Source organism: Ancylobacter mangrovi (genome assembly GCF_024752355.1).
Lineage (GTDB): Bacteria > Pseudomonadota > Alphaproteobacteria > Rhizobiales > Xanthobacteraceae > Ancylobacter > Ancylobacter mangrovi.
Window position 1 is genome coordinate 200,876 of record NZ_JANTHZ010000004.1, and the last position, 25,119, is coordinate 225,994.

Consider the following 25,119-nt stretch of genomic DNA (forward strand, 5'->3'; position numbering starts at 1 on the left):
GGATCAGACGGCGATGAAGCGGGTGAGGTTCTCCCGGCTCATCACCTCGGCTCGGCCGGTCTCCACGACCGCACCGCGCGACAGCACCACGAAGGCGTCGGCGGTGGCGATCGCGAAGTCGAGATACTGCTCGACCAGCAGGATCGACATCCGCCCCTTCAGCGCGCGCAGCACCTCGCCGATAGCGGCGACGATGTTGGGCTGTATGCCCTCGGTCGGCTCATCAAGGATGAGGAGCCGCGGGCGGGTGACGAGGGCGCGGGCGATGGCGAGCTGCTGCTGCTGGCCGCCCGAGAGCGCGCCGCCCGAGCGTTTCCACATCTCGCGCAGCACCGGGAACAGGCTCACCGCCTCCTCCACCACCCCGGTGCCGTAGGTGCCGTGGGCGCGGGCGGCGGCCTCGATGTTCTCGCCGATGGTGAGCTCGGAGAAGATCTCGCGCCCCTGCGGCACATAGGCGATGCCGGCGCGCGAACGCCGGTGCGGCGACCAGCCGGTGATGTCCTGCCCGTCCAGCAGCACCCGGCCGGAGGTGGGCGCGAGCAGGCCCATGATGCAGCGCAGGAGCGTGGTCTTGCCCGCCCCGTTGCGGCCGAGCACGGCGAGGCACTCGCCCGGCGCGATGCCGAAGCCGACATGGCGCAGCACCTGGGCCGAGCCGTAATGCTGGTCGAGCTCTTCGATGCGAAACTGCATGTTCAGCGCCCCAGATAGACCTCGACCACCGCCGGGTCCGCCCGCACCCTGTCCATCGAGCCTTCGAACAGCGTGCGCCCCTCGTGCAGCACCGTCACCCGGTCGGCGATGCGCTCGACGAAATCCATGTCGTGCTCGACGACCACGATCGCCCGGTCCGGGCGCTTCAGCGCACGCACCAGGCTCGCCGTGCGCTCGGTCTCCTCGTCGGTGAGGCCGGCGACCGGCTCGTCGAGCATCAGCACCTTGGGCTCGGAGGCGAGCACCATGCCGATCTCCAGCCACTGCTTCTGGCCATGGCTGAGCGCACCGGCGAGCGCGTCCGCCTTGTCGGCGAGCCGTACCGTCTCCAGCACCTCGCCGACGCGGTCCTCCAGCGCGGGCGTGTCGAGCCGGCTGCGGAAGCCGACATCGGCGCCGATGGCGATGTGCTGGCGCACGCTCAGCCCCTCGAACACGCTCGGCTTCTGGAACTTGCGGCGGATGCCGGCCCGCGCGATCGCCGCCTCGCTGCGGCCGACGATCTCATGCGCGCCGTCGAACAGCACCCGCCCCTGCTTCGGCCGGGTGATGCCGGAGATGACGTCGAGCAGCGTCGTCTTGCCCGCCCCGTTGGGGCCGATCACCGCGCGCACCTCGCCATAGTCGATGGCGAGCGAGAGGTCGTCGATCGCCTGGAAGCTGCCGAAGCGCACGCTCAGGCCGTCGACGAGAAGCGCGGTCATCGCCATCAGCGCGCCTCCCCGACTTCGGCCGCGATCCGCTTCGGCCCCATGGGGCGCACCAGCTTCAGCCGGGCGAGGTCGATCAGCCCGTTGGGGAACACCAGCACCACCAGCACGATGAGGCCGGAGAGGATGAAGGGCCACACGTCCGGCGCCGCCGAGGAGAGCCAGAACTTCACCGCGTTGACGAGCAGCGCTCCGATCACCGCGCCGACCAGATGGCCGCGCCCGCCGATCGCCACCCACACCGCGATCTCCAGCGACAGCTCCGGCGAGAGCAGGCGCGGGTTGATGATGCCGACCTGCGGCACGTAGAGCATGCCGGCGATCATCGCGATCACGGCGGACAGGCACCAGACGGTGAGCTTGAGCCGCAGCGTCTCGTAACCGAGCGTGCGCAGGCGGGTCTCGTCGTCCCGCGTCGCCAGCATCAGCGCGCCGAAGCGGCTGCCCACCAGCCAGCGGCAGCCGACAAGCACCCCCGCCAGCACCACCAGCGAGGCCACGGCGAGCCCGGTGATCATGCCGCTGGTGCCCATCGGCCAGCCGAACATGACGGTGAAGCCGGTCATGCCGTTATTGCCGCCGAAACCGGTGTCGTTCCGGAACATCAGCAGCATCGCCACATAGACCAGCGCCTGGGTGATGATGGCGAAATAGACCCCGCTCACCCGCGAGCGGAACGAGACGTAGCCGAACACGCCGGCGATCAGCAGCGTGACGACGACCGCCGCCAGCAGCGCATAGGGGAAGAAATCGAAGCCGGCCCAGTAGAAGGGGAAGTCTTTCCAGCCCATGAACTGGAGGAAGTCCGGCACCGTGCCCGTCACCACGAAGGAGTGCTTCAGCAGGTACATGGCGACGACATAGCCGCCGACGGCGAAGAACAGGCCGTGGCCGAGCGACAATATGCCCAGATACCCCCAGATGAGATCGAGCGAGAGCGCCAGCACCGCGAAGGCGGCGAGCTGGCCGATCGCGTTGGCGAGGTAGCGCGACAGGCCGAACGGCGTGCCGGCGAACAGCGCCATCGCCAGCGCCACCACGACGAGCAGCCCGACGAGGCCGAGGAAGGGCCAGTCCGCGGTCCAGCGTTTCATTTGCGCCGCCCCTTCACCGCGAACAGGCCCTCGGGCCGCCATTGCAGGAAGGCGATGATCATCAGCAGCACGATCACCTTGGCCGCAACCGCGCCCCAGAGCGGCTCGATCAGCACGTTGATCTGCCCGATGCCGAGCGCGGCGACGACGGTCCCGGCGATGGTGCCGACCCCGCCGAGCACCACCACCATGAAGCTGTCGATGATGAAGTTCTGCCCCATCTGCGGGTTCACCGAATAGATCGGCGACAGGGCGAGCCCGGCGAGGCCCGCGAGCCCGGAGCCGAGCCCGAACGCCATCATGTCGACGCGGCGCGTGGGAATGCCGATGCAGGCCGCCATGTCGCGGTTCTGCGTCACCGCCCGGATGTTGAGCCCGAGCGGCGTCTTGCGCACCACGAGCCAGGTCAGGGTGAGCGTCACGATCGCGAAGGCAATCGCGAACATGCGGTTCCAGGTGAAGATGAAGTCGCCGATCACCGGCACCCCGCCGGAGACGTAGAACGGCGTCTCGAACTGGAGGTTCTGGGTGCCGAACACGACCCGCACCAGGTTGATCAGGAACAGGCTCACCGCCCAGGTGGCGAGCAGGCTCATCAGCGGGCGCCGGTAGAGATGGCGCAGCAGCGAGACCTCGATGGCGATGCCGATGGCGGCGGTGACGAGGAAGGCAGCCGGGATGGCGAGCACGAGGTACCAGTCGAGCAGCGAGGGCGCGGCGTAGCGCAGCCCCTGCTGCACCAGCCAGGTGACATAGGCGCCGATCATGATCAGCTCGCCCTGGGCGAGGTTGATGACCCCCATCAGCCCGAAGATGATGGCGAGGCCGATCGCCGCCATGAACAGGATCGAGGCGAAGCTCAGCCCGTTATAGAGCGTCGCCAGCGCGTCGCCGATGGCGATGCCGCGCTCGATCCGCGCGCTCGCCGCGTCCACTGCCCGCCGGAAGTCGTCATTCGAGGCGTAGGCGGGATCGCTGGTCAGCGCCGAGACCTTGGTCAACGCCCGGCGGCTGGGGTTCTCCGCGATGCTCGCCAGCGCCCGGATGCGGGCGGCGGGATCGGAGGCGTTGAGCGCGGCGGTCTGCGCCAGCGCGTCGATCTGCTCGCGCAGGCCGGCATCGGTCTCGCTGGCCGCGGCCGCCTCGAGGAGCCCGTCGGGGATCTGCGACGGCTTGCGCTCCAGCGTCTTCAGCGCCGCCTCGCGCGCGCCGACCGCGCTCGCGCTGCGCAGGGCGAGGGCGGCATCGGCGAGCTGGAACACGGAGCGGTTCTTGAGGCTGGCGAGCGGCTTGCGCGCCTTGTCACCCGGCTCGCGCGGGGCGCGGGTGAGCGCGTCGAGCCCGGCTTCCGCCAGCACCGCGCTCTCCTCGTCGCAGGCGAGGCCGCGCGCCAGCACCGCCCCGGCGAGCGGCGCGGCCCAGGCGCGGTCCTCCGCGCTGCCGTTCGCCGCCACGTCGAGCAGCGCCGTGCCCGCCTGCCCCATCTGCCCCGCATCGCCGCACAGGTCGGCGACGAGCGCGGCGCGGTCGAGCGGCGCCGCCTGGGCACCGGAGGCCAGCAGCAGGAGGCAGGACAGGAGGATCGGCAGGCGCCAGAAGCTCATCAGGCCATCAAGACGGCCGCCCCGGACAGGACGGCCGCCCCTTCATGTTGCGGGAATGCCGGGGGATCAGCTGTAGGGGCTGAACGGCACCGGCTTCGGCGTGCCTTCCGACTGCCAGAGCACGTCGAAGCCCTGCTTGTCGTTGACCGAGCCGATGAACACGCCGCGCGCGACGTAGTTGTTCTCGCCGGTCATGGAGATCTTGTAGCCCGACGGGCAGTCGAACGTCAGACCATCGAACGCCTTGGTGACCTCCGGCACGTCGAACGAGCCCGCCTTCTGCGCCGCCATCGCCCACAGATGCACCGAGTCGTAGGCCGACACCATCGGGTCGATCGAGACGTCGCCGCTGAAGGGCACGTTGTTGGCCTTCACATAGTCCGCCCAGTTCTTCAGGAAGGTCTGGTTGGCCGGACCCTTGGCGTTCTGCAGATACGCCCAGCAGTTCAGGTGGCCGACCAGCTTCTGGGTGTCGAGGCCCTCGAGGTCGGCCTCAACCATGTCGAGGCCGAGCACCGGGATGTCGGTGGCGAGGATGCCCTGGTTGGCGAATTCGCGCAGGAAGTCCGGGATCGAGGAGCCGACCACGGTCAGCACCACGATCGGCTGCCCGCCGCCCTCGTCGGCGAAGGCGCGGATCTGGTTCACCAAGGTCTGGAAGTTGGAGAAGCCGAAGGGGACGTATTCCTCCTTCCAGGCGCTCTCGGTGATGCCCTTGGTCTTCCAGTAGCCCTTGAGCTGCTTGTTGATGGTGCGCGGCCACACATAGTCCGAGCCGAGCATGAAGAAGCGCTTGGCCGAGACGCCGTCGTCGCTCATCAGGTAGTCGACCGCGGGCAGCACCGAGCTCGCCGGCGGCGAGTTCACATAGACGACGTTCTTGGAGTTCTCGTCGCCCTCGAAGTGCAGCGGGTAGTAGAGCAGGCCCTTCTCCTGCTCGACCACCGGCAGCACGGTCTTGCGCGACACCGAGGTCCAGCATCCGAACAGCGCCGCGGCCTTCTCCTGCTGCAGCATCTGCTTGGCGGTCTGGGCGTAGAGCGGCCAGTCGGAGGCCGGGTCGGACACCATCACCTCGATGGTGCGCCCGTTGACGCCGCCCTTGGCGTTGATCTCGTCGGCCGCCATCTTCACCACGTAGTTCAGGCGGCCCTCGAGATTGGCCATGGTGCCGGAGGAGGAGAACAGGCAGCCGAGCTTGACCGGGCCGGATTGCGCCTGCGCGCTGCGCAGGATGGCGGGGGAGGCGAGCCCTGCAACGGCAAGGCCGCTCGCCTGCAGGAGTGAACGCCGCGAGATCTTGACCATGGACGACACCTCAATGTTCGAAGATGCCGCGAATTCTGTTGAGACACGGCGCGGGCGCAACTTCATATAATGTTCAGCCCTGCCCAAAGCGGCGCCAACCGCGTCCCGCTGCGGCACTTTCTGGCACTATTGTCATCCCTGTGGCGGGGCCTACCCCGCCTCGCCCGGACGCGCCGCCGTCCCGTGCCCCGGCACCGACGGCGGCCGTGCGCCCGCAAGGCCCGGATCGGCCGGCGCGGCAACGATTGAGCATTCACTTAACGAGCCGATCGGCTATAGTGCTGCTCACGATAAACGCATGCCCACACAATGTGCGGCTGACGGCCGCCGCGCGTATCGTCAACCGGGCAGGCACAGGGGGAGATCGTCCTCGCGCGAGGGCCGACCGTCATCCGATCCGTCAACACCTTCCGAGGGCGATCCGATGCGACGTTCGCAATTCACCGACAGCGAAATCATCCACCTCCTGCGCGAAGCCGATTCCGGGGTCCCGGTCGGCGAGATCTGCCGCACCGCCCAGGTCTCCCTGCGCACCTTCTACCGCTGGCGCCGGCGCTTCGGCGGGCTGACGGCGCCGGCCGTGATGCAGATGAAGGAGCTGGAGGCGGAAAACCGCCGGCTGCGCTCGCTGGTCAGCAACCTGTCCGAGCGCCTGCACGCGCCGCTCCCCGGCGAGATGCTGCATCTGCCCGAGCGCGCCACGCGCAGCGACACCCGGCTGCAGCCGGGGCGCGCCTCCATGCTGGCGGCGGAGCGCTGCGGCGGGGCCGTGGTGGGCCGCTTCGCCTCCGTGCGCATCACCCGCTGAGGGCGACGCCCTTTTGTTGGGCGGCCCAAATGTCAAAAGCGCCACAATGGGCGGGGCGCGCGGATAAATGCGCCATGCTGCCGGCACCACGCGCAGGCCGGGGCGTGCAAACTGTGCAGCGAAAATGTCAAAGGCGTCACTTTGGCAGCACCGCCGATACATGCCGATGGCGAGGGCATCTCCTGCGATCTATTTCGACTTGAGGACGAGGGGGCGAGGCTTTCTCCTAATTTCCCAAGGCATATGCCCTTCCAGGAACGTGGAGAACGACCCGATGTCCAGCTTCATGCGCAGCGGCCTTGATCGTCGCGGCTTTCTGAAAACCTCGGCGCTGGCCGCCGGCGGCCTGATCGCCGCGCCCTATGTCAGCCGGTCCGCGCGCGCGGCGGCGCTGAAGACGGTCAATTTCAGCGAGGCGGTGCACAATCTGGGCTACATCAACCTCTATGTCGGCATGCATGACGGGATCTTCGAGAAGAACGGTCTCGACATGAAGGTCTCCGCCGCCGGCGGCGACACCCAGACCTTCGCGGCCGTGCTCGGCGGCTCGGCCGACTTCGCCATCGGCGACGCCACCATGGCGGTGATCTCGCGCGAGAATGGCGGGCCGGGCGAAGTGGTCGGCACGGTGGTGCAGCGCGCCCACTATTTCGGCGTGTCGAAGACCATGGAGCCCTTCACCGACCCGAAGGACCTCAAGGGCAAGAAGGTCGTGACCTCGCCCGAGCCGAACACCAACTATTCGGTGACCAAGCGTATGGTCGAGCAGGCCGGCCTCAAGCTGGGCGAGGACGTCACCATCGTGACGGTGAACCCGGGCACCGAGATCGCCGCCATGCTCGCGGGCCAGGCCGACATGGCCGTCGCCTACCAGCCGAGCGTCGCGGCGGCGGAATCGCAGGGCGCCAAGGTCGTGTTCGACTTCTCGAACTATATCGGCCCGTTCTGCAACACCGGCATCATGGTGCTGCCGAGCACGATCAAGAACGACCCGGAAATGGTGCAGGCGCTGGTCACCTCCTTCGAGGCCGCCTCGCGCAAGACCTATGCCGACCCGGACTTCTCCAAGAAGGTGGCCCGCGCCGAATTCCCGGACCTGCCGGGCGACGTCGTCGACAAGGCGATCGACGCCGAGCTGAAGTACCTGATTCCGGCCCAGTCCGTCATCACCAAGAAGGACCAGTGGCAGAACCTGATGGACATGCAGCTCTACCTGAAGAACATCAAGGGCACGATCAGCTTCGACCAGATCATCGACAACTCCTTCGCGGAGAAGGCGATCAAGCAGCTCGGGTGAGCATGGTGCGTTCCCCCAACCACGCCGCCGGAGCGGGCGCCGCGAATGGCGCCCCCACCGGCGCGCCGCCCCTCGTGGTCGAGCACGTCGCCAAGAGCTACGACGCGGACGGGCGCATCGTGCCCGTCATCGGCGACCTGTCGCTGACGCTGGACGAGGGCGAGATCGTCGCCATCGTCGGCCCCTCGGGCTGCGGCAAGACCACCCTGCTCAACACGCTGTGCGGGCTCATCACCGCCGATACCGGACGCATACGCTGGCACGGGCGCGATATCGCCGGCCAGCCCGCCGGCGTCGGCTACATGCTGCAGAAGGACCTGCTGCTGCCCTGGCGCACGGCGCTGAAGAACGTGATGCTGGGGCTGGAGATCCGCGGCGTCGGCCTGTCCGATGCCGAGGAGCGCAGCCATGTCATGCTCGACCAGCTCGGCCTGCACGGCTTCGCCGAGCATTATCCCTCCACGCTCTCGGGCGGCATGCGCCAGCGCGTGGCGCTCGCGCGCACGCTGGTCAACGAGCCCGACGTGCTGCTGCTCGACGAGCCCTTCGCCGCGCTCGACTTCCAGACCAAGCTGCTGATCGAGAGCGACACCGCCAAGCTGGTGCGCGAGAGCCGCCGCTCGGTGCTGCTCATCACCCACGACATCGAGGAGGCGGTCTCGCTCGCCGACCGGGTGATCGTGCTCTCCAAGCGCCCGACGCGGGTGAAGGCGGTCTACGAGATCGAGCTCGGCACCGAGCGCACCGACATGATCGCCGCGCGCGAGAGCGCGGGCTTCTCCGACTATGTCCGCCGCATCTGGGCCGACCTCGACGTCGGCCGGCAATAGGGAGCGAACGGCCATGGACAGTTCCGCCCGTTACGACGCGCCCCCCGCCCGCCCGCTGCCCGACGCCGCCGGGGCGCCGCCCGCGCCGGCGGTCTCGGCCCGGCGCTCCTCGCGCCTGCGCCTGACGGCGCTCGTCGTCGCGACGCAGATCGTCGTGCTCGCCGCCTTCCTGGCGTTCTGGGAGTACATGACGGTCTTCGACAAGCAGGCCGCCTTCATGTTCGGCTCGCCGACCGCGATCGCCGGCTTCCTCATCGCCATGGCGCAGGACGGCAGCCTGTGGCGCGACAGCTACGTGACCGGCATGGAGACGCTGCTCGGCTTCGCCGTGGGCAACGTCATCGGCACGCTGATCGGCCTGTCGCTGTGGTATTCGCGCTTCGTCTCGCGCGTCATCGAACCCTTCGTCATCGCGCTCGGCTCGATCCCGATCATCGCGCTGGCGCCGATCATCATCATCTGGTTCGGCACCGGGCTGATGTCGAAGATCGCCATGTCGACGCTCTCGGTGGTGATCGTCGCGCTGGTGACCTCCTACAAGGGCGCGGTCGGGGTCGACCCGGATCAGATCAACCTGATGCGCACGCTCGGCGCCTCGAAGTTCCAGATCTTCCGCAAGCTGGTGGTGCCCGCCTCGCTCACCGACATCTTCGCCGGGCTGAAGCTCACCGTCGGCTTCGCGCTGATCGGCGCCATCGTCGGCGAGTTCATGTCCTCCTCCGAGGGGCTCGGCCACGCGATCTTCAAGGCCGGCTCGCTCTACATCATCCCGAAAGTGTTCGCCGCGCTGGTGGCGACCATCGTGCTCGCGCTCCTGCTGACCTTCGTGGTGGGCAAGGTCGAGCGCCTTCTCATGCCCTGGCGCCGCCTCGCCTGACGCGACGCCGCCTTCTTCCTTTCAGTGCCTCGTGGAGTGACCATGACCCAACGTGTCAGCAAGGCCGGCAACATCAAATACGCCTTGTCGGCGAATGACGGCTTCGTCGCCAGCGTCGAGCCGGGCGAGACCTTCGTCGTCGAAGCGGCGATCAACGCCAATGACGGTACGATCCGCCATGTGGGTCAGCAGCTCACCGAGGCGGATGTCACCTTTCCCTTCGTCAACGGCGCGACCGGGCCGATCGAGGTGAAGGGCGCGAAGCCCGGCGACATGCTGGTGCTGGAGATCGTCGGCATGGAGCTCGACACGCTCGGCTTCACCGCGCTGTGGCCCGGCGTCGGCATGTTCCCGGACTGGGTGCGCCAGAAGGAGTTCGGCCACCTCACCCGTGTGGTCGAGGTGAGCGACGGCGTGGTGCACTGGAGCGACAAGGTGAAGCTGCCTGTGCGCCCGATGATCGGCGTCGCCGGCGTCGCCCCGGTGGCGGGCGCGGTGCTCACCGTCGACAATGGCCCGCATGGCGGCAATCTCGACGTGCAGGAGATCACGCCCGGCAACACGGTGATGTTCCGCGTCAATCACGAAGGCGCGCACCTGTTCCTCGGCGACTGCCACGCGCTGCAGGGCGACGGCGAGGCCAACGGCATGGGCGCCATCGAGATCGCCGCCACCCTCACCGTGAAGGTCTCGCTGAAGCCGGCGCCGAAGCGCCTCGGCCATCCGCGCATCGACACGCCGACGCATATCTGCACGCTCGGCTGCGCCCGCCCGCTCGAGGACGCGATGCGCATCGCCTTCCAGGAGATGATCTACTGGCTGGAGGACGATTACGGCATCCCCGCGCCGGAGGCCTACATGCTGCTCGGCCAGATCGCCGAGGCGCGCTGCACCCAGGTGGTGAACCCGAAATACACCTACATCTGCAAGGTCGACAAGAAACTGCTCGCCCAGTTCGCCGGCTGACCCGAAACGCCGGCAAAGCGCGGCCGGCGGGGCGAAAATCGCCCGTGCCGGCCCTCCCCGCTCAACCGAGCTCGTGCCGCCAGGGCGGGTTGGCGCCCGCCCGCGTGACCGAGACCGCCGCGGCGCGCACCGCGAAGTCGAGCGCCGCGCGCAGCGCGTCGGCGCTCATTCCGGCCAGCCCGGCGGGGATCAGAGCGCCCTGCTCGGCCAGCGCCGAGAGGAACCCGGCATTGAACGTGTCACCGGCCCCGACCGTGTCGGCGACGGTGACCGCGGGCGCCGGAACCTCGACGTCGAGCCCCTCGCCGAAGGCGCGCGCGCCGCGCCCACCCAGCGTCACCAGCACCAGGCGCGGCCCCAGCGCCTGCACCTTGCGCGCCTGCGTGGCGAGATCGCCCGCGCCGGTCAGCCAGAACAGGTCCTCGTCCGAGAGCTTCACCACGTGGGCGAGCCGGATCAGGCGGCCGATCCGCGCGCGATAGGTCGCCTCGTCGCGGATGAAGCCCGGCCGGATGTTGGGGTCGAGCATGATGAGGCGGCCCATCCCGTCCGCCGCCACCTTGGCCGCCAGCGCCTCCATGGTGGAGCCGACCGGCTCGCCGACCAGGCTGATGCCCCCGACGAACAGCGCCCCCACCTCCGCCGGCATCTCCGGCAGGTCGGCCGGGGTGAGCATGCGCCCGGCGGTGTTCTCGTCGAGGAAGAGATAGCGCGCCTGCCCCTCGGACAGTGTGACGAAGGCGAGCGTGCTCGGCCGGTCGACCGCCTCGCACAGCCGCGTGTCGACCCCCGCTGCTGCAAGAGCGTCGCAAAGCTGGTCGCCGAACATATCGGTCGAGAGCCCGTACCAGAAGAAGGTCCGGGTGCCGAGCCGCGCACTGGCGATGGCGGTGTTGAACACCGATCCGCCGGGCAGCGGCAGGAAGGCCTGACCCTCCGATATCTGCCGGGGCACCATGTCGATCAGCGCCTCGCCGGCGCACAGGATGACCGGCGGGGAGGACGGGGTCGGCGAAGAAGGCTCGGGCATGTTTCCTGTCCCTGCCGCGGGAGGGCGGCGCCGGCCCTTGGGCCGGCGCTACCGTTGTGAGGGCGTCAGCCCTCGAGATACTCGGTCAGCACCGCGCGCGCACCATTCGTCCACAGCGCATCCAGCGCCTCGGCGAAGGCCGCGACCACCTCCTCGTCGGCGCCGAGGTCGCCATAGACCTCGCCCATGGCGAGCCAGGCCGCCGGGTTCTGCCGCGCCTCCCGGGCGCGCGCGGTCAGCGCCTCCCAGTTCGGGTCGTTCGGCGCGATGACGGTGCCGGAATCGGTGGTGCCGGCGCAATAGCGGCACCACAGCGCGGTGCCGAGGATCAGCCCGCGCGGCAGGCGCCCGGCCACGCGGTTGTCGCGGATCGAGGGGACGATGAACTTGGGCTGCCGGTTCGAGCCGTCGAGGCAGAGCCGGCGCACCGTGTCCGCCACTTCCGGGTTGGCGAAGCGCTCGCGGATCACCTGGTAATAGGCGTCGAGGTCGGTGTCCGGCACCGGCGGCACGATGGGGATGATCTCCTCGCGCTCGACCTTCTCAAGGAAGGCGGCGACCAGCGGCTCGGCCATCGCCTCGTGCACGAGGTCGACATCCATCAGCCCGGCCGGATAGGCGATCAGCGCGTGCCCGCCATTGAGGATGCGGATCTTCATCGTCTCATAGGCATGGACCTGCTGGGTGAAGACGACGCCGACCTTCTCCAGCGCCGGCCGCCCGGCGGGGAAATCGTCCTCCAGCACCCATTGCCGGAACGGCTCGCAGGTGACCGGCACCGGGTCGTCGAGCCCGAACGCCAGCGCCATGGCACGCTCGCGCTCGCCGGTGGCGGGGGTGATGCGGTCGACCATGGCGTTGGGGAACGCCACATGGGCGTCGACCCAGTCGGCGAAGGCGGGATCGGACAGCCGCGCCAGCCCGACCACCACCTGCCGCGTGACGTTGCCGTTGCCCGGCAGGTTGTCGCACGACATCACGGTGAAGGGCGGGATGCCGGCGGCTCGGCGCGCCTTCAGCGAGGCGAGAATGGCGCCGAAGGCGGTCCCCGGCGCCTCGGGATCGGCGGCGTCGGCCGCGATCTCGGCCGCGCCGGTGTCGAGCCGGCCGGCATGGTCCATGAAGTAGCCGCCCTCGGTCACCGTCAGGCTGACGATGCGGATTTCCGGCTGCGACATGGCGGCGATCAGCGCGCCGTTGCCGGTCTCCACCGGGATGAAGTCGATCATGGCGCCGACCCGGCGCGCGCGCTTGCCGGTCGGGTCGAGCTCGATCACGGTGGAGAGGCAGTCCTGCGCCTTCAGCGCGTCGCGCATCGCCGCGTCGGCCGGGCGCACGCCGGCGCCGATGATGGCCCAGTCATGGCCCTCGCCGAGCGCGAACAGGTCGTCGAGATAGACCGCCTGGTGCGCGCGGTGGAAATTGCCGAGGCCGATATGGACGATGCCGGGCGTGAGCTGCGCGCGGTCATAGGCGGGGAGCGATACGGCAGGCAGCGTCGTACTCATCTAGATGGCCTTCCCGGCACTGTCGAAGCGATGGAGCTTGTCCTGCTGCGGCGCGAGGCCGACGGGGTCGCCGAAGCGCAACCTCACCTCGCCGCCGGCGCGGACGTTGATCTGGCCGATGCCCTCGACATCGACCTTCAGGAAGGTGTCGGAGCCGAGATGCTCGCAGAGCCCGACCTTGCCCTTCCACGGCCCGTCCGCGCCGATGTCGATATGCTCGGGGCGGATGCCGATGGTGTGCGCGCCGTGCTTCTTCGCCTCGGTGCCCTCGACGAAGTTCATCTTCGGGCTGCCGATGAAGCCGGCGACGAACAGGTTGGCCGGCGTGCGGTAGAGCTCCAGCGGGCTGCCGACCTGCTCGATCTGGCCTGCATTGAGCACCACGATCCGGTCGGCCATGGTCATGGCCTCGACCTGGTCGTGGGTGACGTAGATCATGGTCGTGCGCAGCGACTGGTGCAGTTCGGAGATCTCCTGCCGCATCGACACGCGCAGCGCCGCGTCGAGATTGGACAGCGGCTCGTCGAACAGGAACGCGTCCGGCTCGCGCACGATGGCGCGGCCGATGGCGACGCGCTGGCGCTGGCCGCCGGAAAGCTGGCTCGGCCGGCGGTCCAGATAGGCGGTGAGGTTCAGCACCTTCGCCGCCGCCTCCACCTTGCGCGTCTGCTCCTCGGCCGGCACGCCGGCCATGCGCAGCGGGAAGGCGATGTTCTTGCGCACCGTCATGTGCGGGTAGAGCGCGTAGCTCTGGAACACCATCGCCAGCCCGCGGCGGGCGGGCGGCAGGTGGGTCGCGTCGTGCCCGCCGATCGAGATCGTGCCCGAGGTGGTGTCCTCGAGCCCGGCGATCAGGCGCAGCAGGGTCGACTTTCCGCATCCCGACGGGCCGACGAAGACCACGAACTCGCCATCGGGAATGGTGAGGTCGATGCCCTTGATGATCGACACGCCGCCGAACGACTTCTTGACCTGGGACAGGACGATTTCGCCCATGGTTCTTTCCCCCCTATTTCACGGCGCCGAAGGTCAGGCCGCGCACGAGCTGCTTCTGGCTGAACCAGCCCAGAATCATGATCGGTGCGATGGCCATGGTGCTGGCGGCCGACAGCTTGGCGTAGAAGAGCCCTTCCGGGCTCGAATAGCTGGCGATGAAGGCCGTGAGCGGGGCCGCGTTGGCGGCGGTGAGATTCAGCGTCCAGAAGCTCTCGTTCCAGGCGAGAATGACGTTGAGCAGCAGCGTCGAGGCGATGCCCGGCACCGCCATCGGCGTCAGCACATAGAGGATTTCCGAGGACAGCGTCGCCCCGTCCATCCGCGCGGCCTCCAGGATCTCGCCGGGGATCTCCTTGAAGTAGGTGTAGAGCATCCAGACGATGATCGGCAGGTTGACCATGGTCAGCACGATGACGAGGCCGATCCTGCTGTCGAGCAGGCCGGTGTCGCGGGCCAGCAGATAAATCGGCACCAGCACGCCCACCGCCGGCAGCATCTTGGTGGAGAGCATCCACATCAAGAGGTCCTTGGTCCGCCGGCCCGGCACGAAGGCCATCGACCAGGCGGCCGGCACGGCGATGACGAGACCGGCCAGCGTCGAGCCGATCGAGATCACCACCGAGTTCCAGAAGTGCAGCAGGTAGTCCGAGCGCTGGTTGACGGTGGTGTAGTTCTCCAGCGTCCAGTGAAAGTCGACGAAGGCCGGGGGCGAGGCGATCGCCTCGGCCTCGGTCTTGAACGAGGTGATCACGGTCCACAGGATCGGGAAGAAGATCAGCAGCCCGATGCCCCAGGCGACCACGGTGAGCACGGCCTTGCGGCCCTTTGTTGCCTCGCGCGCCATCTCATGCCTCCAGGTTCTTGCCGATCATCCGCATCAGGAAGATCGCGACGATGTTGGCGAGGATGACGGCGACGATGCCGCCGGCGGAGCCGAGCCCGACGTCGAACTGCAGCATGGACTGCACGTAGACGAGGAAGGTCAGCGTGGTGGAGGCGGTGCCCGGGCCGCCATTGGTGGTCACCAGGATCTCGGCGAACACCGAGAGCAGGAAGATGGTCTGGATCAGCACCACCACCGTGATGGCGCGCATCAGGTGCGGGATGGTCAGGTGCACGAAGCGCCAGACCGGCCCCGCCCCGTCCATCTCCGCCGCCTCCATCTGCTCGCGGTCGAGGCTCTGCATCGCCGTGAACAGGATCAGCGTGGCGAAGGGCAGCCACTGCCAGGCGACGATGGCGATGATCGAGGCCAGCGGCGCGTCGGCGAAGAAGTCGAACGGCCTGAGCCCGAGCCCGCGCGCGATGGCGGCGAACAACCCGTTGACCGGGTTCATCAGCATGTTCTTCCACACCAGCGCGGACACGCTCGGCATGACGAAGAACGGCGCGATCACCAGGATCCGCACGATACCCTGGCCCCACATGGGCTGGTCGAGCAGCACCGCGAGCCCGACCCCGCCGATGACGGTGATCGCCAGCACGCCGAAGACGAGGATCAGCGTGTTGACCAGCGCCGGCCAGAAGGAGGGGTCGGTGAAGAAGTAGTAGTAGTTCTCGAACCCGGTGAAGTCGTTCGTTCCCGGCATCAGCAGGTTGAAGCGCAGGAACGAGAAATAGACGGTCATGCCGAGCGGCACGATCATCCACAGGAACAGCAGGACGACCGCCGGGGAAAGCATGAGCCGGCCTGCTGCGCGGGAGGCTTGCGTCGCCATGGGGATGGCTACCTTGGCTGGAGCAGGCCGCGGGCGGCGTTCGCCGCGGACATGCAGGCAACGGACAGGGCGCGGCAGGGCAGCGGAAGCGCGATCGGTCGAGTTCACCGCGGTTCGCGGGCCGCTCGCCCCCGACCGCGTCCGGTGCCCCCCGGCGCGGGGCGGGCGAACCTGAGGTTCAGCCGCCCCTTCGATGGTGTTCCGGGCCGGTTCCCGAGGGAACCGGGCCCGTGTCGATGGCCGGTCCTACTTGGGATAGCCGGCGCGCTGCATCTCGCGCGTCGTCACCGCCTGGGCGGCGCCCAGCGCCTGGGCGGCCGAAGCCCGGCCGGCGAGCGCGGCGGAGAACTGCTGGCCGACCGCGGTGCCGATCGCCTGGAATTCGGGGATCGCCACGAACTGCCCGCCCGTATAGGGCACGTCCTGGTCGGAAGGATGCTGCGTGTTCGCCGACTGGATGGCGGTGAGCGTCATCTTCGCGAAGGGCGCGACCTTCAGATATTCCGGGTTCTTGTAGAGCGAGGTACGGGTGCCGGGCGGCACGTTGGCGATGCCGTCCTTCTGCGCCACCAGCTCGGTATAGGCCGGCGAGGTCGCCCAGGCGACGAAGGTCTTGGCCGCGTCCGCCTTCGAGGTCGTCGCGGGGATCGCGAGGTTCCACGACCACAGCCAGTTGCCGTGGTTCTCACCGCCCTTGCGCACCGGCGCCGGCGCGAAGCCGACCTTGTCGGCGACCTTCGATTCCTTCGGGTCGGAGATGAAGGAGGCGGCAACGGTGGCGTCGATCCACATGCCGCACTTGCCGGTCTGGAACAGCGCGAGGTTCTCGTTGAAACCGTTCGAGGAGGCGCCGGGCGGGCCGTACTTGGTCATCAGTTCGAGATAGGTCTCGAGCGTCTTCTTCCACTCGGGGCTGTCGAACTGCGGCTTCCACTGCATGTCGAACCAGCGCCCGCCCATGGAATTGTTCATCGAGGTGATGAACGCCATGTTCTCGCCCCAGCCCGCCTTGCCGCGCAGGCAGATGCCGTACACGCCGTCCTTCTTGTCGGTCATCTTGGCGGCGGCTTCGGTGATGAACGCCCAGTCCGGGTTCTCGGGCATCTTCAGCCCGGCCTTCTCGAGCAGGTCGGTGCGGTACATCAGCATCGAGCTCTCGGCGTAGAACGGCACGGCGTAGAGCTTGCCGTCGACGGTGAGGCCCTCGGCCACCTGCGGCAGCAGGTCGGCCTGGTCGTAGTCGGCACCGAGATTGTCGAGCGGCATCAGCCAGTTCTGCTTGGCCCAGATCGGCACTTCGTAGTTGCCGATGGTCAGCACGTCGTACTGGCCGCCCTTGGAGGCGATGTCGGTGGTCACGCGCTGGCGGAGCACGTTCTCCTCCAGCGTCACCCAGTTGACCTTGATGTCGGGATGCTTGGCGTAGAAGTCCGGCATGAGACGCTGCATGCGGATCATGTCGCCATTGTTCACCGTCGCGACGGTGATGGTGGTCTCAGCCGAGGCCGTACCAGCGAGCGCAAGCACCAGCGGCACGCCCAGAAGAGCGCGGAACGTCACGGTCATGTCTCTCCTCCCTAACGGCGAATTGAGCAATTCATCGCCTTGTGGGCAAATATTCATACCGTTTCGCGGATCGTCAAGCTTCTTCCATGCTGCAGGCGCGAAGGCGCGCCCCGCCCAGAGGGCGCGTTCCAGAGGAACGCGGGAAGGGGGTAAAAGGATCCGCCGTGCCGGTAATATCGCTGCAGCGGGCGCGAGGGGCGGCGCGGGCAGAGCCGTGCGGAACCGTGCGGAACCCCTGCGGAACCTGTGCGCCTCGGCGCCAGCCTATTGGCTGCGCGCCAGAATTCCGCGTGCCGTCGGCTCGTCCGTGACCAGCCCGTTGATGATGCCGGACCTGAGCGCGGCGGTGGCGGCGACGACCTTGGAGGCGCCGGCGGTGATGCCGATCACCGGCCGGTCGGCGCTCGTCTCCGGCACCCGCACGCCGGTCATCCGGCGGTTGATCGACAGGTCGAGATAGCGCCCTTCCTCATCGAAGATCCAGCCCGCCACCTCGCCGGCGGCGCCGAGCTGCTGGATCTCGCGCAGCTCCTCCGGCGTCAGGAAGCCGTCGGTCAGCAGCGGCGCGTCGTCGCTCATCTGGCCGATGCCGACGAAGGTGACGTCCGCGTTGCGCGCGAGGTCGCGCACCTTGCGCAGCACGCCGAGCGCCTGCAGTGCCGCGTTCTCCTCCGCGCTGTCGGCCATCACCGGGACCGGCATCGGGTAGTGGGGGGCGCGCACCTTCTCCGCCAGCCGCATGATGACCTCGAAGAACGAGGCCGAGCCGTCCGGCGCGATGTTGCCGAGCAGCGAGACCAGCCGGTGCTGCGGCGCCTCGGCCGGCCCCAGCGCGTCCACCATGCCGCGCAGCGCCCGGCCGGTGCCGAGCGCGATGACCAGCGAGCGCGGCTCGCGCAGCACGCGCTCCATCTCCTCCGCCGCGGCGGGCGCGATCGAGCGCACCGGGTCGCGGTCCGGCCCCAGCCCCGGCATGACCCGGCAGCGCACCAGCCCGAACCGCTCGCGCAGCGCCGATTCCAGCGCCTGGCAGGTCGCGAGGTGGTGGTTGAGCCGCACATGGATCAGCCCGGCCGCCACGGCGCGGCTGACGAGCCGCTGCGCGCGCTGGCGCGACAGCCCCATCTCGCTGGCGATCTGGTCCTGGGTCAGGCCGCCGACATAGTAGAGCCAGGCGGCGCGCGCGGCCTGGTCGTCGGTCGAGGAATCGGTGGTGATGGGCAGGTTCATACCGGGCTAGCGACCCCAGCGGGCGGGTGGAACAGATCGGGCATCGCCCCCTTCAGCTCGGCGAAGCTCGCATAGCTGGAATGGGGACGCACATCCTCGGGCAGCGCCCATGCCGCCCCGGCGAGGTGGCTGCCGCCGGTGAAATGCCACACCTGCATCCCCGCGGCGAGCCCCGCGCGCAGGCCGGCGACGCTGTCCTCCACCACCGCGCAGTCGGCGGGGTCGAACCCCATCCGCGCTGCGGCATGCAGGAACAGGTCCGGCGCCGGCTTGCCGTGGGCGACCTCGCTGGCCGTGAAGGCGCGGCCGGCGAACAGCCGCTCGAGCCCGGCGATCCGCAGCGAGGCGGCGAGCCGCGCCGGGCTGGAGGAGGTGGCGACGCAATAGGAAACACGCAGCGCCTCGACCAGCTCGACCGCGCCGGCCATGGCCGCGAGCTCGGTCTCGAAGCGGGCGAGCAGGCGCGTGCGGTAGTCGTGCTCGAACCGTGCGGGAAGCTCCAGCCCGAACTGCGCGCGTACCTCGGCCTGCACCACCGGATAGGCCCGGCCGATGAAATGGCGCGCGACGAAATCCAGGTCCACGGCGATGCCATGGCAGGCAAGCTCGTCGATCAGCGCACGGGCGCTGAGAACCTCGCTGTCGATCAGCACGCCGTCGCAGTCGAAGATGATGAGGGCCGGGCGCATGGCTAGCGGTCTAATCCCCATCCCGCCCGTCGTCCAGTGACGCGCCGGCGGCGGGTCCCGCGGCGACCCTCCGGCGCGCCTCGCTTGCACGCCGGCGGCCGGCCGATAAGCTGTCGGTCTCCTCACGCCCGCGAACATGATGCAGCGCCGCGACAAGACCCAGGCCCGCCACGCCCTCGCCAATCTCATCCTCGGGCTCGTCGGCACGCTCCGCCTCGCGGCCGGCCACCACATGACCGAGGAATGGCTGGCGGCGCAGCTCTCGGTCTCGCGCACGCCGATCCGCGCCGCGCTCTCCCTGCTGGCACAGCGCGGCGTGGTGGTGGCACGCCCGCGGCAGGGCTTCTTCCTCGCCGTCTCCTGGGACCGGATCACCCGCCAGCACGCGCTGGAGATTCCCTCGACGCCCGAGGAGGCCTTCTATTCGGCGCTGCTGCGCGACCGGCTCGCCGGCGATCTCGCCAACTCCTTCACCCAGACCGAGCTGGCGCGCCGCTACAAGGTCAACCGCACCGTCATGCTGCGCGCCCTCACCCGCATGGGGGACGAGGGGCTGGTCATGCGCAACAAGGGGCAGGGCTGGCACTTCCTGCCGACGCTAGATTCCGAGTGCGCGCTTCACAACAGCTACGATTTCCGGCGCATGGTGGAGCCGGCGGCGCTGCGGCTGCCCGGCTTCCGCGCCGACCCGGCGGTGCTGGCGCGCCTGCGCGCCGATCACGAATACGCGCTCGCCAGCGAGGCGGGCATGAACGAGCGCGCCCTGTTCGAGCTCGATTCCGGCTTCCACGAGACGCTCGTCGGCTTCGGCGGCAATCCCTATTGCATGCAGAGCGTGCAGCAGCAGAACCGGCTGCGCCGCCTGCTCGAATATCAGGGCTACGCCAATCGCCGCCGCGTGCGCGACTGGGTACAGGAGCATCTCGCCATCATCGCCGCGCTGGAGGCGGGCGAGCCTGCCCGCGCGGCCGAGCTCATGCGCGCGCATCTCGACAATGCGGTCGCCGCCACCCCGTCTCCGGCAGAAGCGGGGCCGCCAGCCGCGCCGGACGCCGGGCGCGCAATTGCCTCGCCCCTCGTTCGCCGATAGACAAAAGCCTCATTCTCCGCGAGCGGACGCCTTGGCCCGCCGCGCCCGATGCAGGACACGATGAACGAGCCGGCCCTCGACGAAGCCGCCCCGCGCCGCCTTGCCCATGAGGTCCACCGCCGCCTCGAGGACATGATCTTCTCCGGCCGGCTGCGCGGCGGCGAGGTGCTCACCGAACGGCGGCTCGCCGACGCGCTCGAAGTCTCGCGCACGCCGCTGCGCGACGCGCTTCTGATGCTGGAGAGCGAGGGCCTGCTGAAGCGCCGCGGCACGCGCTATCTCGAAGTGCGCCAGATGACGGTGCCCGAGTTCATGCAGGTGCTGAACATCCGCCGCCTGCTGGAGCCGGAAGCCGCGCGGCTGTGCATCGGCCGGGCCGACCTCGCCCGCCTGCGCGAGTTGCGCGAGCGGCTGGAGGAACTGGTCGCCGACGGCGCCGGCGGGCACCACGACGAGGACCCGGAGGCGAGCGCGGCGATCGACGCCGCCATGCATGACGAGATCGCCGCCGCGTCCGGCAACCCGCTGATGGCGAACATGATCCGCGACCTGCGCCGGCGCACCCGCATCTTCGATCTCGGGCGCATGCCGGACCGCGCGGTCGCGGTCTATCGCGAGCACATCGAGATCATTGCGGCGGTCGAGAAGGGCGACGCGGACGAGGCGGCGGGCGCGATGGTCCGCCACATCGACAATGTGAAGGCCTGCATCATCCGCCACCTGTCGACGATCTGACGCCGCCGCCCGCCTAGAGATCGCCCCTCACAGCCCCCGGATCAGCCCGCCATCGACCCGCACCTGCGAGCCGGTGACGTAGCTCGCCCGCGCGCTCGCCAGGAACGTCACCACGTCGGCGAATTCCTGCGAATCGCCGTAGCGCCCGGCGGGGATGGTCGCGCGCGAGGCCTCGGCCACCGCTTCCGGGGTCGAGCCGGTGCGCTTCGCCGCCGCCGCGTCGAGTTCGTCCACCCGCGAGGTGTGGATGCGCCCGGGCAGCACGCAGTTCACCGTCACCCCGTCCTTCGCCACCTCGCCGGCCAGCGTCTTGGCCCAGCCGACGATGGAAGCGCGCAGCGCGTTGGACAGGCCGAGATTGGGGATCGGCTGGGCGACGCCGGAGGAGACGAGGTTGACGATCCGCCCGAAGCCGCGCGCGCGCATGCCCGGCAGCAGCTTCGTGGTGACCGCGAAGATCGCGCCCACCATGGCCTCGAAGCTCGCGCTCCACTGCTCTTCGCTCGCCTGCGCGACCGGGCCGGGCGGCGGGCCGCCGCTGTTGTTGATGAGGATGTCGACCGGCACGGCGATCGTGTCGAGCGCAGCCAGCAGGCCGGCACGGTCCGACAGGTCGAGCACCAGCGTGTCCGCGTTGCCGCCGGCCGCGCGGATGTCGCCGGCCACCTTGGCGACGCGGTCCGCATCGCGCCCGGTGACGATCACCCGCGCGCCCTCCTTCGCCAGGGTACGGGCGATGGCCTCGCCCAGCCCCCGGCTGGAGCCGAGCACGAGCGCGGTGCGCCCTTCAAGTCCGAGGTCCATGGCTCACTTCCCCAGCTTGGCGTCGAGGCGGGCCATCAGCTCGTCAAGCTCCTGATGGTCGCGTGCGGTCATCTTCGGGCCGGGATGGCGCGTGGCCGAGCAGGCGATGGCGCCGCGCCGGCGCAGGATCTCCTTGCGCACCGCGAGGCCGAAGCCGAGCTGCTGCTCGTGGCGCAGGATCGGCAGGTAGATGTCAAACAGGTCCTCGGCCGCCTCGACCTCGCCGGCGAAGAACTTGTCGCACACCCCGACCAGCATCTCGGGATAGGCGAAGCCGGTCATCGCCCCGTCGACGCCGCGCCGCAGCTCCTGCGGCAGGTAGAGCCCGCCATTGCCGACCAGGATCGAGATGCGCCGGCCCTTGCCGGCGTCCGAGCGCTCGCGCAGCCGGCTGATCTTGGAAAGCCCCGAGCCCTCCTCGTGCTTCAGCATGACGAAGTTCGGGAAGTCGTCGATCAGCCGGTTGAGCACCGACACCGAGGTCACGACCTGCGTGGTCTGCGGGTAGTCCTGGTAGCAGACAGGGATGTCCGGGCCGAGCCGGGTGAGCACGGCCTGCCAGTAGGCGTAGATCTGCTCGTCGGTCTTCAGCCCCGGCAGCGGGGCGATCATCAGCCCGGCGGCGCCCTTCTCCATCGCCCGGTTGGCGAAGCGCACCAGATTGTCGGTGCCCGGGTTGCTGGCGCCGACCACGATCGGCTTGGTCCCGTCCACGCGCTTCATCACATGGTCGAGGAAGATCGCGGCCTCCTCCGGCGTCAGCTTCCCCGCCTCGCCGAGCACGCCGAGGATGGTGATGCCGGTGACGCCCTTCGCGTCGTAGAAGTCCAGCAGCGTATCGGTGCTGGCGAGATCGACCTTCCCGTCCTCAGTGAAGGGCGTCGGCGAGATGATGTACACGCCGCGCGTGCTTTCGCTGATTCGGTGTTGAGACATTTGCGTCCTCAAATGCTGCTGAGCTTCAGGATGATGCTGTGCTTCACATTCTCGATGTGCTGCTGGATCGCCGCGCGCGCCCCCTCGCGGTCGCGCCGGCGCAGTGCGTCGATCATGACGAGGTGCTCGCGATGGCCGATCTCGAAGCGCTCGGGCATGCGGTCGAGATTGAACGTATACGTCTTCACGCGCAGGTTTTCGATCATGCCGGCCAGCACGCCGTTGCCGCTGTGATGGGCGATCATGCGGTGCAGGGCGCTGTCGACCTGCCAGTCGTCCTCCGCGCTCGGGTTCTGCTGCGCCAGCAGGGCGTGGATGTCGGCCTCGACCGCGTCGAGCTCCCCGGGCGGGATGCGCGGCGCCGCCAGCGAGATCGCCTCGCTCTCCATGATCTGGCGCACGTGCAGCGTCTCGATAAGCTCGCGGGTCGAGAACTCCTTCACCACCAGCACGCGCCCGGGCTTGCGGGTGACGAAGCCCTCGCTCTCCAAGCGGTTCAGCGCCTCGCGCACCGGGGTGCGCGAGATGTCGAGGGATTCGGCCAGCCGGCGCTCCTGAAGCACGGCGCCGACCGGGATCTCGCGCTTGATCAGCCGGTCGAGCAGCTGGTCGTAGGCCATCTGGCTCAGCGCCCGCGGCGCGGGCTCCAGCGTGGCGCGCGTCTCCTCTTCCCTGTCCTTCATCTCAACTCTCGTCGCGGTGGCGATGCCTGCCGTCCCGTCGAAACGTGAAGGGCACGCCGGAAGGCTCCGGCGTGCCGTCGCGAATGACCGCCCGAAGGCTCAGAACTGCGTGCGGATGGGGTCCTTCGGCGCGGGCGAATAGCCGATCAGCGGGGTGGTCAGCTTGGCATAGGTGCCGTCGGCGATCATGTCGGCGAGCGCCTTGTTCACCGCCTTGACGAGGTTCGGCTTGCCCTTCTTGAAGGGGAAGCCCTTCTGGACATGGCTGACATAGTCCTCGGTCATGGTCAGCGGCAGCTTGGATTCCTGGATCGCATAGGCGGCGGCGATCGAATCGGTGATCACCCCGTCGATATTGCCGTTGACGAGGTCCTGCAACGCGTCGGATTCGGCTTTGTAGGTCTTCACCTTGGCGCCGCGCTCCTCGGCCAGCTTCTGCCAGGTGGAGGCGACCAGCACGCCCACCGTGCGGCCCTTGATGTCGGCCGACTTCTTGATGTCGGAGCCCTTCTTGACGACCACGCGCCCGCCCGACTCCAGCCAGCCATCGGCGAACATCACCTGCTTCTGGCGCTCGGCGGTGATGTCCATGGCGTCGGAGGCGAAGTCGTACTGGCCGGCCTCGAGGCCGACAAGCAGCGACTCCCACTTGATGATGACCGGCGTGTATTCGAGGTTCAGCCGGCGCGCGATCTCCTTGCCGACGCGGATCTCGAGCCCGTCGAGCGTGCCGTCGGGCGCGCGCATGGAGAAGGGCGGGTAGGTGCCCTCGGTGGCGATCATGAGCTTGCCGGGCTGGATCAGCTCGAGGTCCTGCGCGGCGGCCGGCTGGGCGAGCAGCGCGCCGAGCGCGGCGGCGGCGAGCACGGAGAGAAATGGAAGACGCATGATGTTCCCCTTTGTGAGGCCTTGCGGAGAGGTCTGACGGTGGAAGGTGGCGGCACGTCTTTTTGGTTGTTCGAAAGGCGTCAGCGGTCGGCCCGGAGCGCGATCAGCTCGGCCATCACGGTCGCGGCGAGCAGCGCCGTGATCTGCGCGGGTTGGTCGAAGCCCGGGCTCAGCTCGACCACGTCGGCGCCGACGAGGTTGATGTCCTTGAGCGCGCGCAGCAAAGCGAGCGTCTCGCGGGCATTCGGCCCGCCCGATTCCGGCGTCTGCACGCCGGGCGCGGCGGCGGGGTCGACGAAGTCGAGGTCGAAGGTCAGGAAGGCGGGGCGCCCGGCGGTGCGCGCGGCGATGTGCTGCGCCAGCGCGGGCAGGCCCATCTCGAACATCGCGTCGGTGGTCACCACCTCGTAGCCGAGATCGAGCGACTGGCTGACGTCGTCCGGGGCGAAGAGCGAGCCGCGCATGCCGATCTGGATCGAGTGCGAGGGGTCGATGATGCCCTCCTCCACGCCGCGGCGGAACGGCGTGCCAGCGCTGTACTTCTTGCCGGCGAAATAGCTGTCCCAGGTGTCGGAATGGGAATCGAACTGGATCAGCGCGAGCGGGCCGTGGGTCGCCGCCACCGCGCGCAGCTCCGCCAGCGTCACCGAATGATCGCCGCCGATGCCGAACGGGGTGAGCCCGGCCTGCGCCAGCGCCCGCACCGCGGTCTCGATCTGCGCCAGCGTCTCCTCAAGATAGCCCGGCACCACCGCCGCATCACCCGCATCGGCGACGCGCAGCCGCTCGAACACGTTGATGCCGCCGCGATAGGGATTGATCGGCCGCAGCATGATCGACATCGCCCGCACCGCGTTCGGCGCGAAGCGCGCGCCGGTGCGGAACGGCGCGCCGGAATCCGACGGCAGGCCGATGATGGCGGCGTCCAGCCCTTCGAGGCTGGTCGCCTGCGGCAGGCGCATGAAGGTCGGCACCCCGCAGAAGCGCGGCGTCGCCAGCGAATCCGTCGGCAGGACGCTCATGGCGCGTGCCTCA

The 25,119-nt window shown here is 68.9% G+C and carries 25 protein-coding genes; 7 read left to right on the forward strand and 18 right to left on the reverse strand.

All coding sequences use genetic code 11. From position 1 onward, the window contains the following. Positions 1 to 3: 3 nt before the first annotated feature. The 5 genes from urtE to NVS89_RS11655 form a co-directional block, all read right to left on the reverse strand. Entirely contained in the window at positions 4 to 696 is a 693-nt protein-coding gene (gene urtE / locus NVS89_RS11635) for an urea ABC transporter ATP-binding subunit UrtE (RefSeq protein ID WP_258732916.1), read from the reverse strand. Between the two features lie 2 nt (positions 697 to 698). After that, positions 699 to 1,427, reverse strand: a complete 729-nt coding sequence (gene urtD / locus NVS89_RS11640; RefSeq protein ID WP_258732917.1) for an urea ABC transporter ATP-binding protein UrtD — start codon at positions 1,425 to 1,427, stop codon at positions 699 to 701. After that, on the reverse strand, positions 1,427 to 2,521 hold the full coding sequence (gene urtC / locus NVS89_RS11645) for an urea ABC transporter permease subunit UrtC (protein ID WP_258732918.1): 1,095 nt from the start codon (positions 2,519 to 2,521) through the stop codon (positions 1,427 to 1,429). Before urtC ends, urtD begins: the two co-directional genes overlap by 1 nt. Then, entirely contained in the window at positions 2,518 to 4,125 is a 1,608-nt protein-coding gene (gene urtB, locus NVS89_RS11650) for an urea ABC transporter permease subunit UrtB (RefSeq protein ID WP_258732919.1), read from the reverse strand. The genes urtC and urtB overlap by 4 nt, the downstream gene beginning before the upstream one ends. A gap of 66 nt (positions 4,126 to 4,191) precedes the next feature. Next, a complete protein-coding gene (locus tag NVS89_RS11655; protein ID WP_258732920.1) occupies positions 4,192 to 5,433 on the reverse strand; it encodes a transporter substrate-binding protein in 1,242 nt (413 codons plus the stop codon). Between the two features lie 424 nt (positions 5,434 to 5,857). Between NVS89_RS11655 and NVS89_RS11660 the strand changes: the two genes are divergently transcribed. The 5 genes from NVS89_RS11660 to NVS89_RS11680 all read left to right on the forward strand — a co-directional run bounded on the left by NVS89_RS11660 (position 5,858) and on the right by NVS89_RS11680 (position 10,211). Further along, positions 5,858 to 6,241, forward strand: coding sequence for a transposase (locus tag NVS89_RS11660; protein WP_258732921.1), 384 nt, complete (start codon positions 5,858 to 5,860; stop codon positions 6,239 to 6,241). Positions 6,242 to 6,515: 274 nt separating this feature from the next. Then, positions 6,516 to 7,538 (forward strand): ABC transporter substrate-binding protein, encoded by a 1,023-nt coding sequence (locus tag NVS89_RS11665; RefSeq protein WP_258732922.1) that lies wholly within the window; start codon positions 6,516 to 6,518, stop codon positions 7,536 to 7,538. Between the two features lie 2 nt (positions 7,539 to 7,540). Beyond that, on the forward strand, positions 7,541 to 8,368 hold the full coding sequence (locus tag NVS89_RS11670; RefSeq protein WP_258732923.1) for an ABC transporter ATP-binding protein: 828 nt from the start codon (positions 7,541 to 7,543) through the stop codon (positions 8,366 to 8,368). A gap of 13 nt (positions 8,369 to 8,381) precedes the next feature. Then, positions 8,382 to 9,245 carry an ABC transporter permease gene (locus tag NVS89_RS11675; RefSeq protein ID WP_258732924.1) on the forward strand — a complete coding sequence of 288 codons (864 nt, stop codon included), beginning with the start codon at positions 8,382 to 8,384 and terminating at the stop codon, positions 9,243 to 9,245. Positions 9,246 to 9,287: 42 nt separating this feature from the next. Continuing rightward, positions 9,288 to 10,211: an acetamidase/formamidase family protein gene (locus NVS89_RS11680; RefSeq protein ID WP_258732925.1), complete on the forward strand. Its 924-nt coding sequence runs from the start codon at positions 9,288 to 9,290 to the stop codon at positions 10,209 to 10,211. A gap of 61 nt (positions 10,212 to 10,272) precedes the next feature. On the opposite strand, the gene NVS89_RS11685 is transcribed toward NVS89_RS11680, so the two are convergent. The 8 genes from NVS89_RS11685 to NVS89_RS11720 form a co-directional block, all read right to left on the reverse strand. After that, entirely contained in the window at positions 10,273 to 11,241 is a 969-nt protein-coding gene (locus tag NVS89_RS11685; RefSeq protein WP_258732926.1) for a carbohydrate kinase family protein, read from the reverse strand. A 65-nt stretch (positions 11,242 to 11,306) separates the two neighbouring features. After that, entirely contained in the window at positions 11,307 to 12,749 is a 1,443-nt protein-coding gene (locus NVS89_RS11690) for a mannitol dehydrogenase family protein (protein WP_258732927.1), read from the reverse strand. Next, complete coding sequence (locus tag NVS89_RS11695; protein ID WP_258732928.1) at positions 12,750 to 13,745, reverse strand: ABC transporter ATP-binding protein; 996 nt, start codon at positions 13,743 to 13,745, stop codon at positions 12,750 to 12,752. Between the two features lie 13 nt (positions 13,746 to 13,758). Beyond that, positions 13,759 to 14,589: a carbohydrate ABC transporter permease gene (locus tag NVS89_RS11700; protein ID WP_258732929.1), complete on the reverse strand. Its 831-nt coding sequence runs from the start codon at positions 14,587 to 14,589 to the stop codon at positions 13,759 to 13,761. Position 14,590: 1 nt separating this feature from the next. After that, positions 14,591 to 15,463: a carbohydrate ABC transporter permease gene (locus tag NVS89_RS11705; RefSeq protein WP_258732930.1), complete on the reverse strand. Its 873-nt coding sequence runs from the start codon at positions 15,461 to 15,463 to the stop codon at positions 14,591 to 14,593. Between the two features lie 246 nt (positions 15,464 to 15,709). Then, on the reverse strand, positions 15,710 to 17,023 hold the full coding sequence (locus NVS89_RS11710) for an ABC transporter substrate-binding protein (RefSeq protein ID WP_374114564.1): 1,314 nt from the start codon (positions 17,021 to 17,023) through the stop codon (positions 15,710 to 15,712). A gap of 270 nt (positions 17,024 to 17,293) precedes the next feature. Then, positions 17,294 to 18,259 carry a sugar-binding transcriptional regulator gene (locus tag NVS89_RS11715; protein ID WP_258732932.1) on the reverse strand — a complete coding sequence of 322 codons (966 nt, stop codon included), beginning with the start codon at positions 18,257 to 18,259 and terminating at the stop codon, positions 17,294 to 17,296. After that, a complete protein-coding gene (locus tag NVS89_RS11720; protein WP_258732933.1) occupies positions 18,256 to 18,948 on the reverse strand; it encodes an HAD family hydrolase in 693 nt (230 codons plus the stop codon). The genes NVS89_RS11715 and NVS89_RS11720 overlap by 4 nt, the downstream gene beginning before the upstream one ends. 136 nt (positions 18,949 to 19,084) lie before the next feature. Between NVS89_RS11720 and NVS89_RS11725 the strand changes: the two genes are divergently transcribed. Both NVS89_RS11725 and NVS89_RS11730 read left to right on the forward strand, forming a co-directional pair. After that, positions 19,085 to 20,038: a GntR family transcriptional regulator gene (locus tag NVS89_RS11725; RefSeq protein WP_258732934.1), complete on the forward strand. Its 954-nt coding sequence runs from the start codon at positions 19,085 to 19,087 to the stop codon at positions 20,036 to 20,038. Positions 20,039 to 20,098: 60 nt separating this feature from the next. Continuing rightward, the gene (locus NVS89_RS11730; RefSeq protein ID WP_258732935.1) at positions 20,099 to 20,773 is read left to right on the forward strand and encodes a GntR family transcriptional regulator; all 675 of its coding nucleotides are present in this window, start codon (positions 20,099 to 20,101) and stop codon (positions 20,771 to 20,773) included. A 27-nt stretch (positions 20,774 to 20,800) separates the two neighbouring features. Here NVS89_RS11730 and NVS89_RS11735 read toward each other — a convergent pair whose 3' ends face one another. The 5 genes from NVS89_RS11735 to NVS89_RS11755 form a co-directional block, all read right to left on the reverse strand. Then, on the reverse strand, positions 20,801 to 21,577 hold the full coding sequence (locus tag NVS89_RS11735; protein WP_258732936.1) for an SDR family oxidoreductase: 777 nt from the start codon (positions 21,575 to 21,577) through the stop codon (positions 20,801 to 20,803). A 3-nt stretch (positions 21,578 to 21,580) separates the two neighbouring features. Further along, entirely contained in the window at positions 21,581 to 22,513 is a 933-nt protein-coding gene (locus NVS89_RS11740; RefSeq protein ID WP_258732937.1) for a dihydrodipicolinate synthase family protein, read from the reverse strand. 8 nt (positions 22,514 to 22,521) lie between these two features. Then, positions 22,522 to 23,196, reverse strand: a complete 675-nt coding sequence (locus NVS89_RS11745) for a GntR family transcriptional regulator (RefSeq protein ID WP_258732938.1) — start codon at positions 23,194 to 23,196, stop codon at positions 22,522 to 22,524. Positions 23,197 to 23,295: 99 nt separating this feature from the next. Next, a complete protein-coding gene (locus NVS89_RS11750; RefSeq protein WP_258732939.1) occupies positions 23,296 to 24,084 on the reverse strand; it encodes a transporter substrate-binding domain-containing protein in 789 nt (262 codons plus the stop codon). Between the two features lie 80 nt (positions 24,085 to 24,164). Further along, positions 24,165 to 25,106 (reverse strand): agmatinase, encoded by a 942-nt coding sequence (locus NVS89_RS11755; RefSeq protein ID WP_258732940.1) that lies wholly within the window; start codon positions 25,104 to 25,106, stop codon positions 24,165 to 24,167. Positions 25,107 to 25,119 lie beyond the last annotated feature (13 nt).

Coding starts and splice junctions, on each gene's coding strand:
- urtE (WP_258732916.1), bottom strand. CDS start 696: ATGCAGTTTCGCATCGAAGAGCTCGACCAGCATTACGGCTCGGCCCAG.
- NVS89_RS11670 (WP_258732923.1), top strand. CDS start 7,541: ATGGTGCGTTCCCCCAACCACGCCGCCGGAGCGGGCGCCGCGAATGGC.
- NVS89_RS11685 (WP_258732926.1), bottom strand. CDS start 11,241: ATGCCCGAGCCTTCTTCGCCGACCCCGTCCTCCCCGCCGGTCATCCTG.
- NVS89_RS11750 (WP_258732939.1), bottom strand. CDS start 24,084: ATGCGTCTTCCATTTCTCTCCGTGCTCGCCGCCGCCGCGCTCGGCGCG.
- NVS89_RS11755 (WP_258732940.1), bottom strand. CDS start 25,106: ATGAGCGTCCTGCCGACGGATTCGCTGGCGACGCCGCGCTTCTGCGGG.
- NVS89_RS11665 (WP_258732922.1), top strand. CDS start 6,516: ATGTCCAGCTTCATGCGCAGCGGCCTTGATCGTCGCGGCTTTCTGAAA.
- urtB (WP_258732919.1), bottom strand. CDS start 4,125: ATGAGCTTCTGGCGCCTGCCGATCCTCCTGTCCTGCCTCCTGCTGCTG.
- NVS89_RS11715 (WP_258732932.1), bottom strand. CDS start 18,259: ATGAACCTGCCCATCACCACCGATTCCTCGACCGACGACCAGGCCGCG.
- NVS89_RS11745 (WP_258732938.1), bottom strand. CDS start 23,196: ATGAAGGACAGGGAAGAGGAGACGCGCGCCACGCTGGAGCCCGCGCCG.
- NVS89_RS11655 (WP_258732920.1), bottom strand. CDS start 5,433: ATGGTCAAGATCTCGCGGCGTTCACTCCTGCAGGCGAGCGGCCTTGCC.
- NVS89_RS11690 (WP_258732927.1), bottom strand. CDS start 12,749: ATGAGTACGACGCTGCCTGCCGTATCGCTCCCCGCCTATGACCGCGCG.
- NVS89_RS11660 (WP_258732921.1), top strand. CDS start 5,858: ATGCGACGTTCGCAATTCACCGACAGCGAAATCATCCACCTCCTGCGC.
- urtD (WP_258732917.1), bottom strand. CDS start 1,427: ATGGCGATGACCGCGCTTCTCGTCGACGGCCTGAGCGTGCGCTTCGGC.
- NVS89_RS11740 (WP_258732937.1), bottom strand. CDS start 22,513: ATGTCTCAACACCGAATCAGCGAAAGCACGCGCGGCGTGTACATCATC.
- NVS89_RS11725 (WP_258732934.1), top strand. CDS start 19,085: ATGATGCAGCGCCGCGACAAGACCCAGGCCCGCCACGCCCTCGCCAAT.
- NVS89_RS11700 (WP_258732929.1), bottom strand. CDS start 14,589: ATGGCGCGCGAGGCAACAAAGGGCCGCAAGGCCGTGCTCACCGTGGTC.
- NVS89_RS11730 (WP_258732935.1), top strand. CDS start 20,099: ATGAACGAGCCGGCCCTCGACGAAGCCGCCCCGCGCCGCCTTGCCCAT.
- NVS89_RS11735 (WP_258732936.1), bottom strand. CDS start 21,577: ATGGACCTCGGACTTGAAGGGCGCACCGCGCTCGTGCTCGGCTCCAGC.
- NVS89_RS11705 (WP_258732930.1), bottom strand. CDS start 15,463: ATGGCGACGCAAGCCTCCCGCGCAGCAGGCCGGCTCATGCTTTCCCCG.
- NVS89_RS11720 (WP_258732933.1), bottom strand. CDS start 18,948: ATGCGCCCGGCCCTCATCATCTTCGACTGCGACGGCGTGCTGATCGAC.
- NVS89_RS11695 (WP_258732928.1), bottom strand. CDS start 13,745: ATGGGCGAAATCGTCCTGTCCCAGGTCAAGAAGTCGTTCGGCGGCGTG.
- NVS89_RS11680 (WP_258732925.1), top strand. CDS start 9,288: ATGACCCAACGTGTCAGCAAGGCCGGCAACATCAAATACGCCTTGTCG.
- urtC (WP_258732918.1), bottom strand. CDS start 2,521: ATGAAACGCTGGACCGCGGACTGGCCCTTCCTCGGCCTCGTCGGGCTG.
- NVS89_RS11675 (WP_258732924.1), top strand. CDS start 8,382: ATGGACAGTTCCGCCCGTTACGACGCGCCCCCCGCCCGCCCGCTGCCC.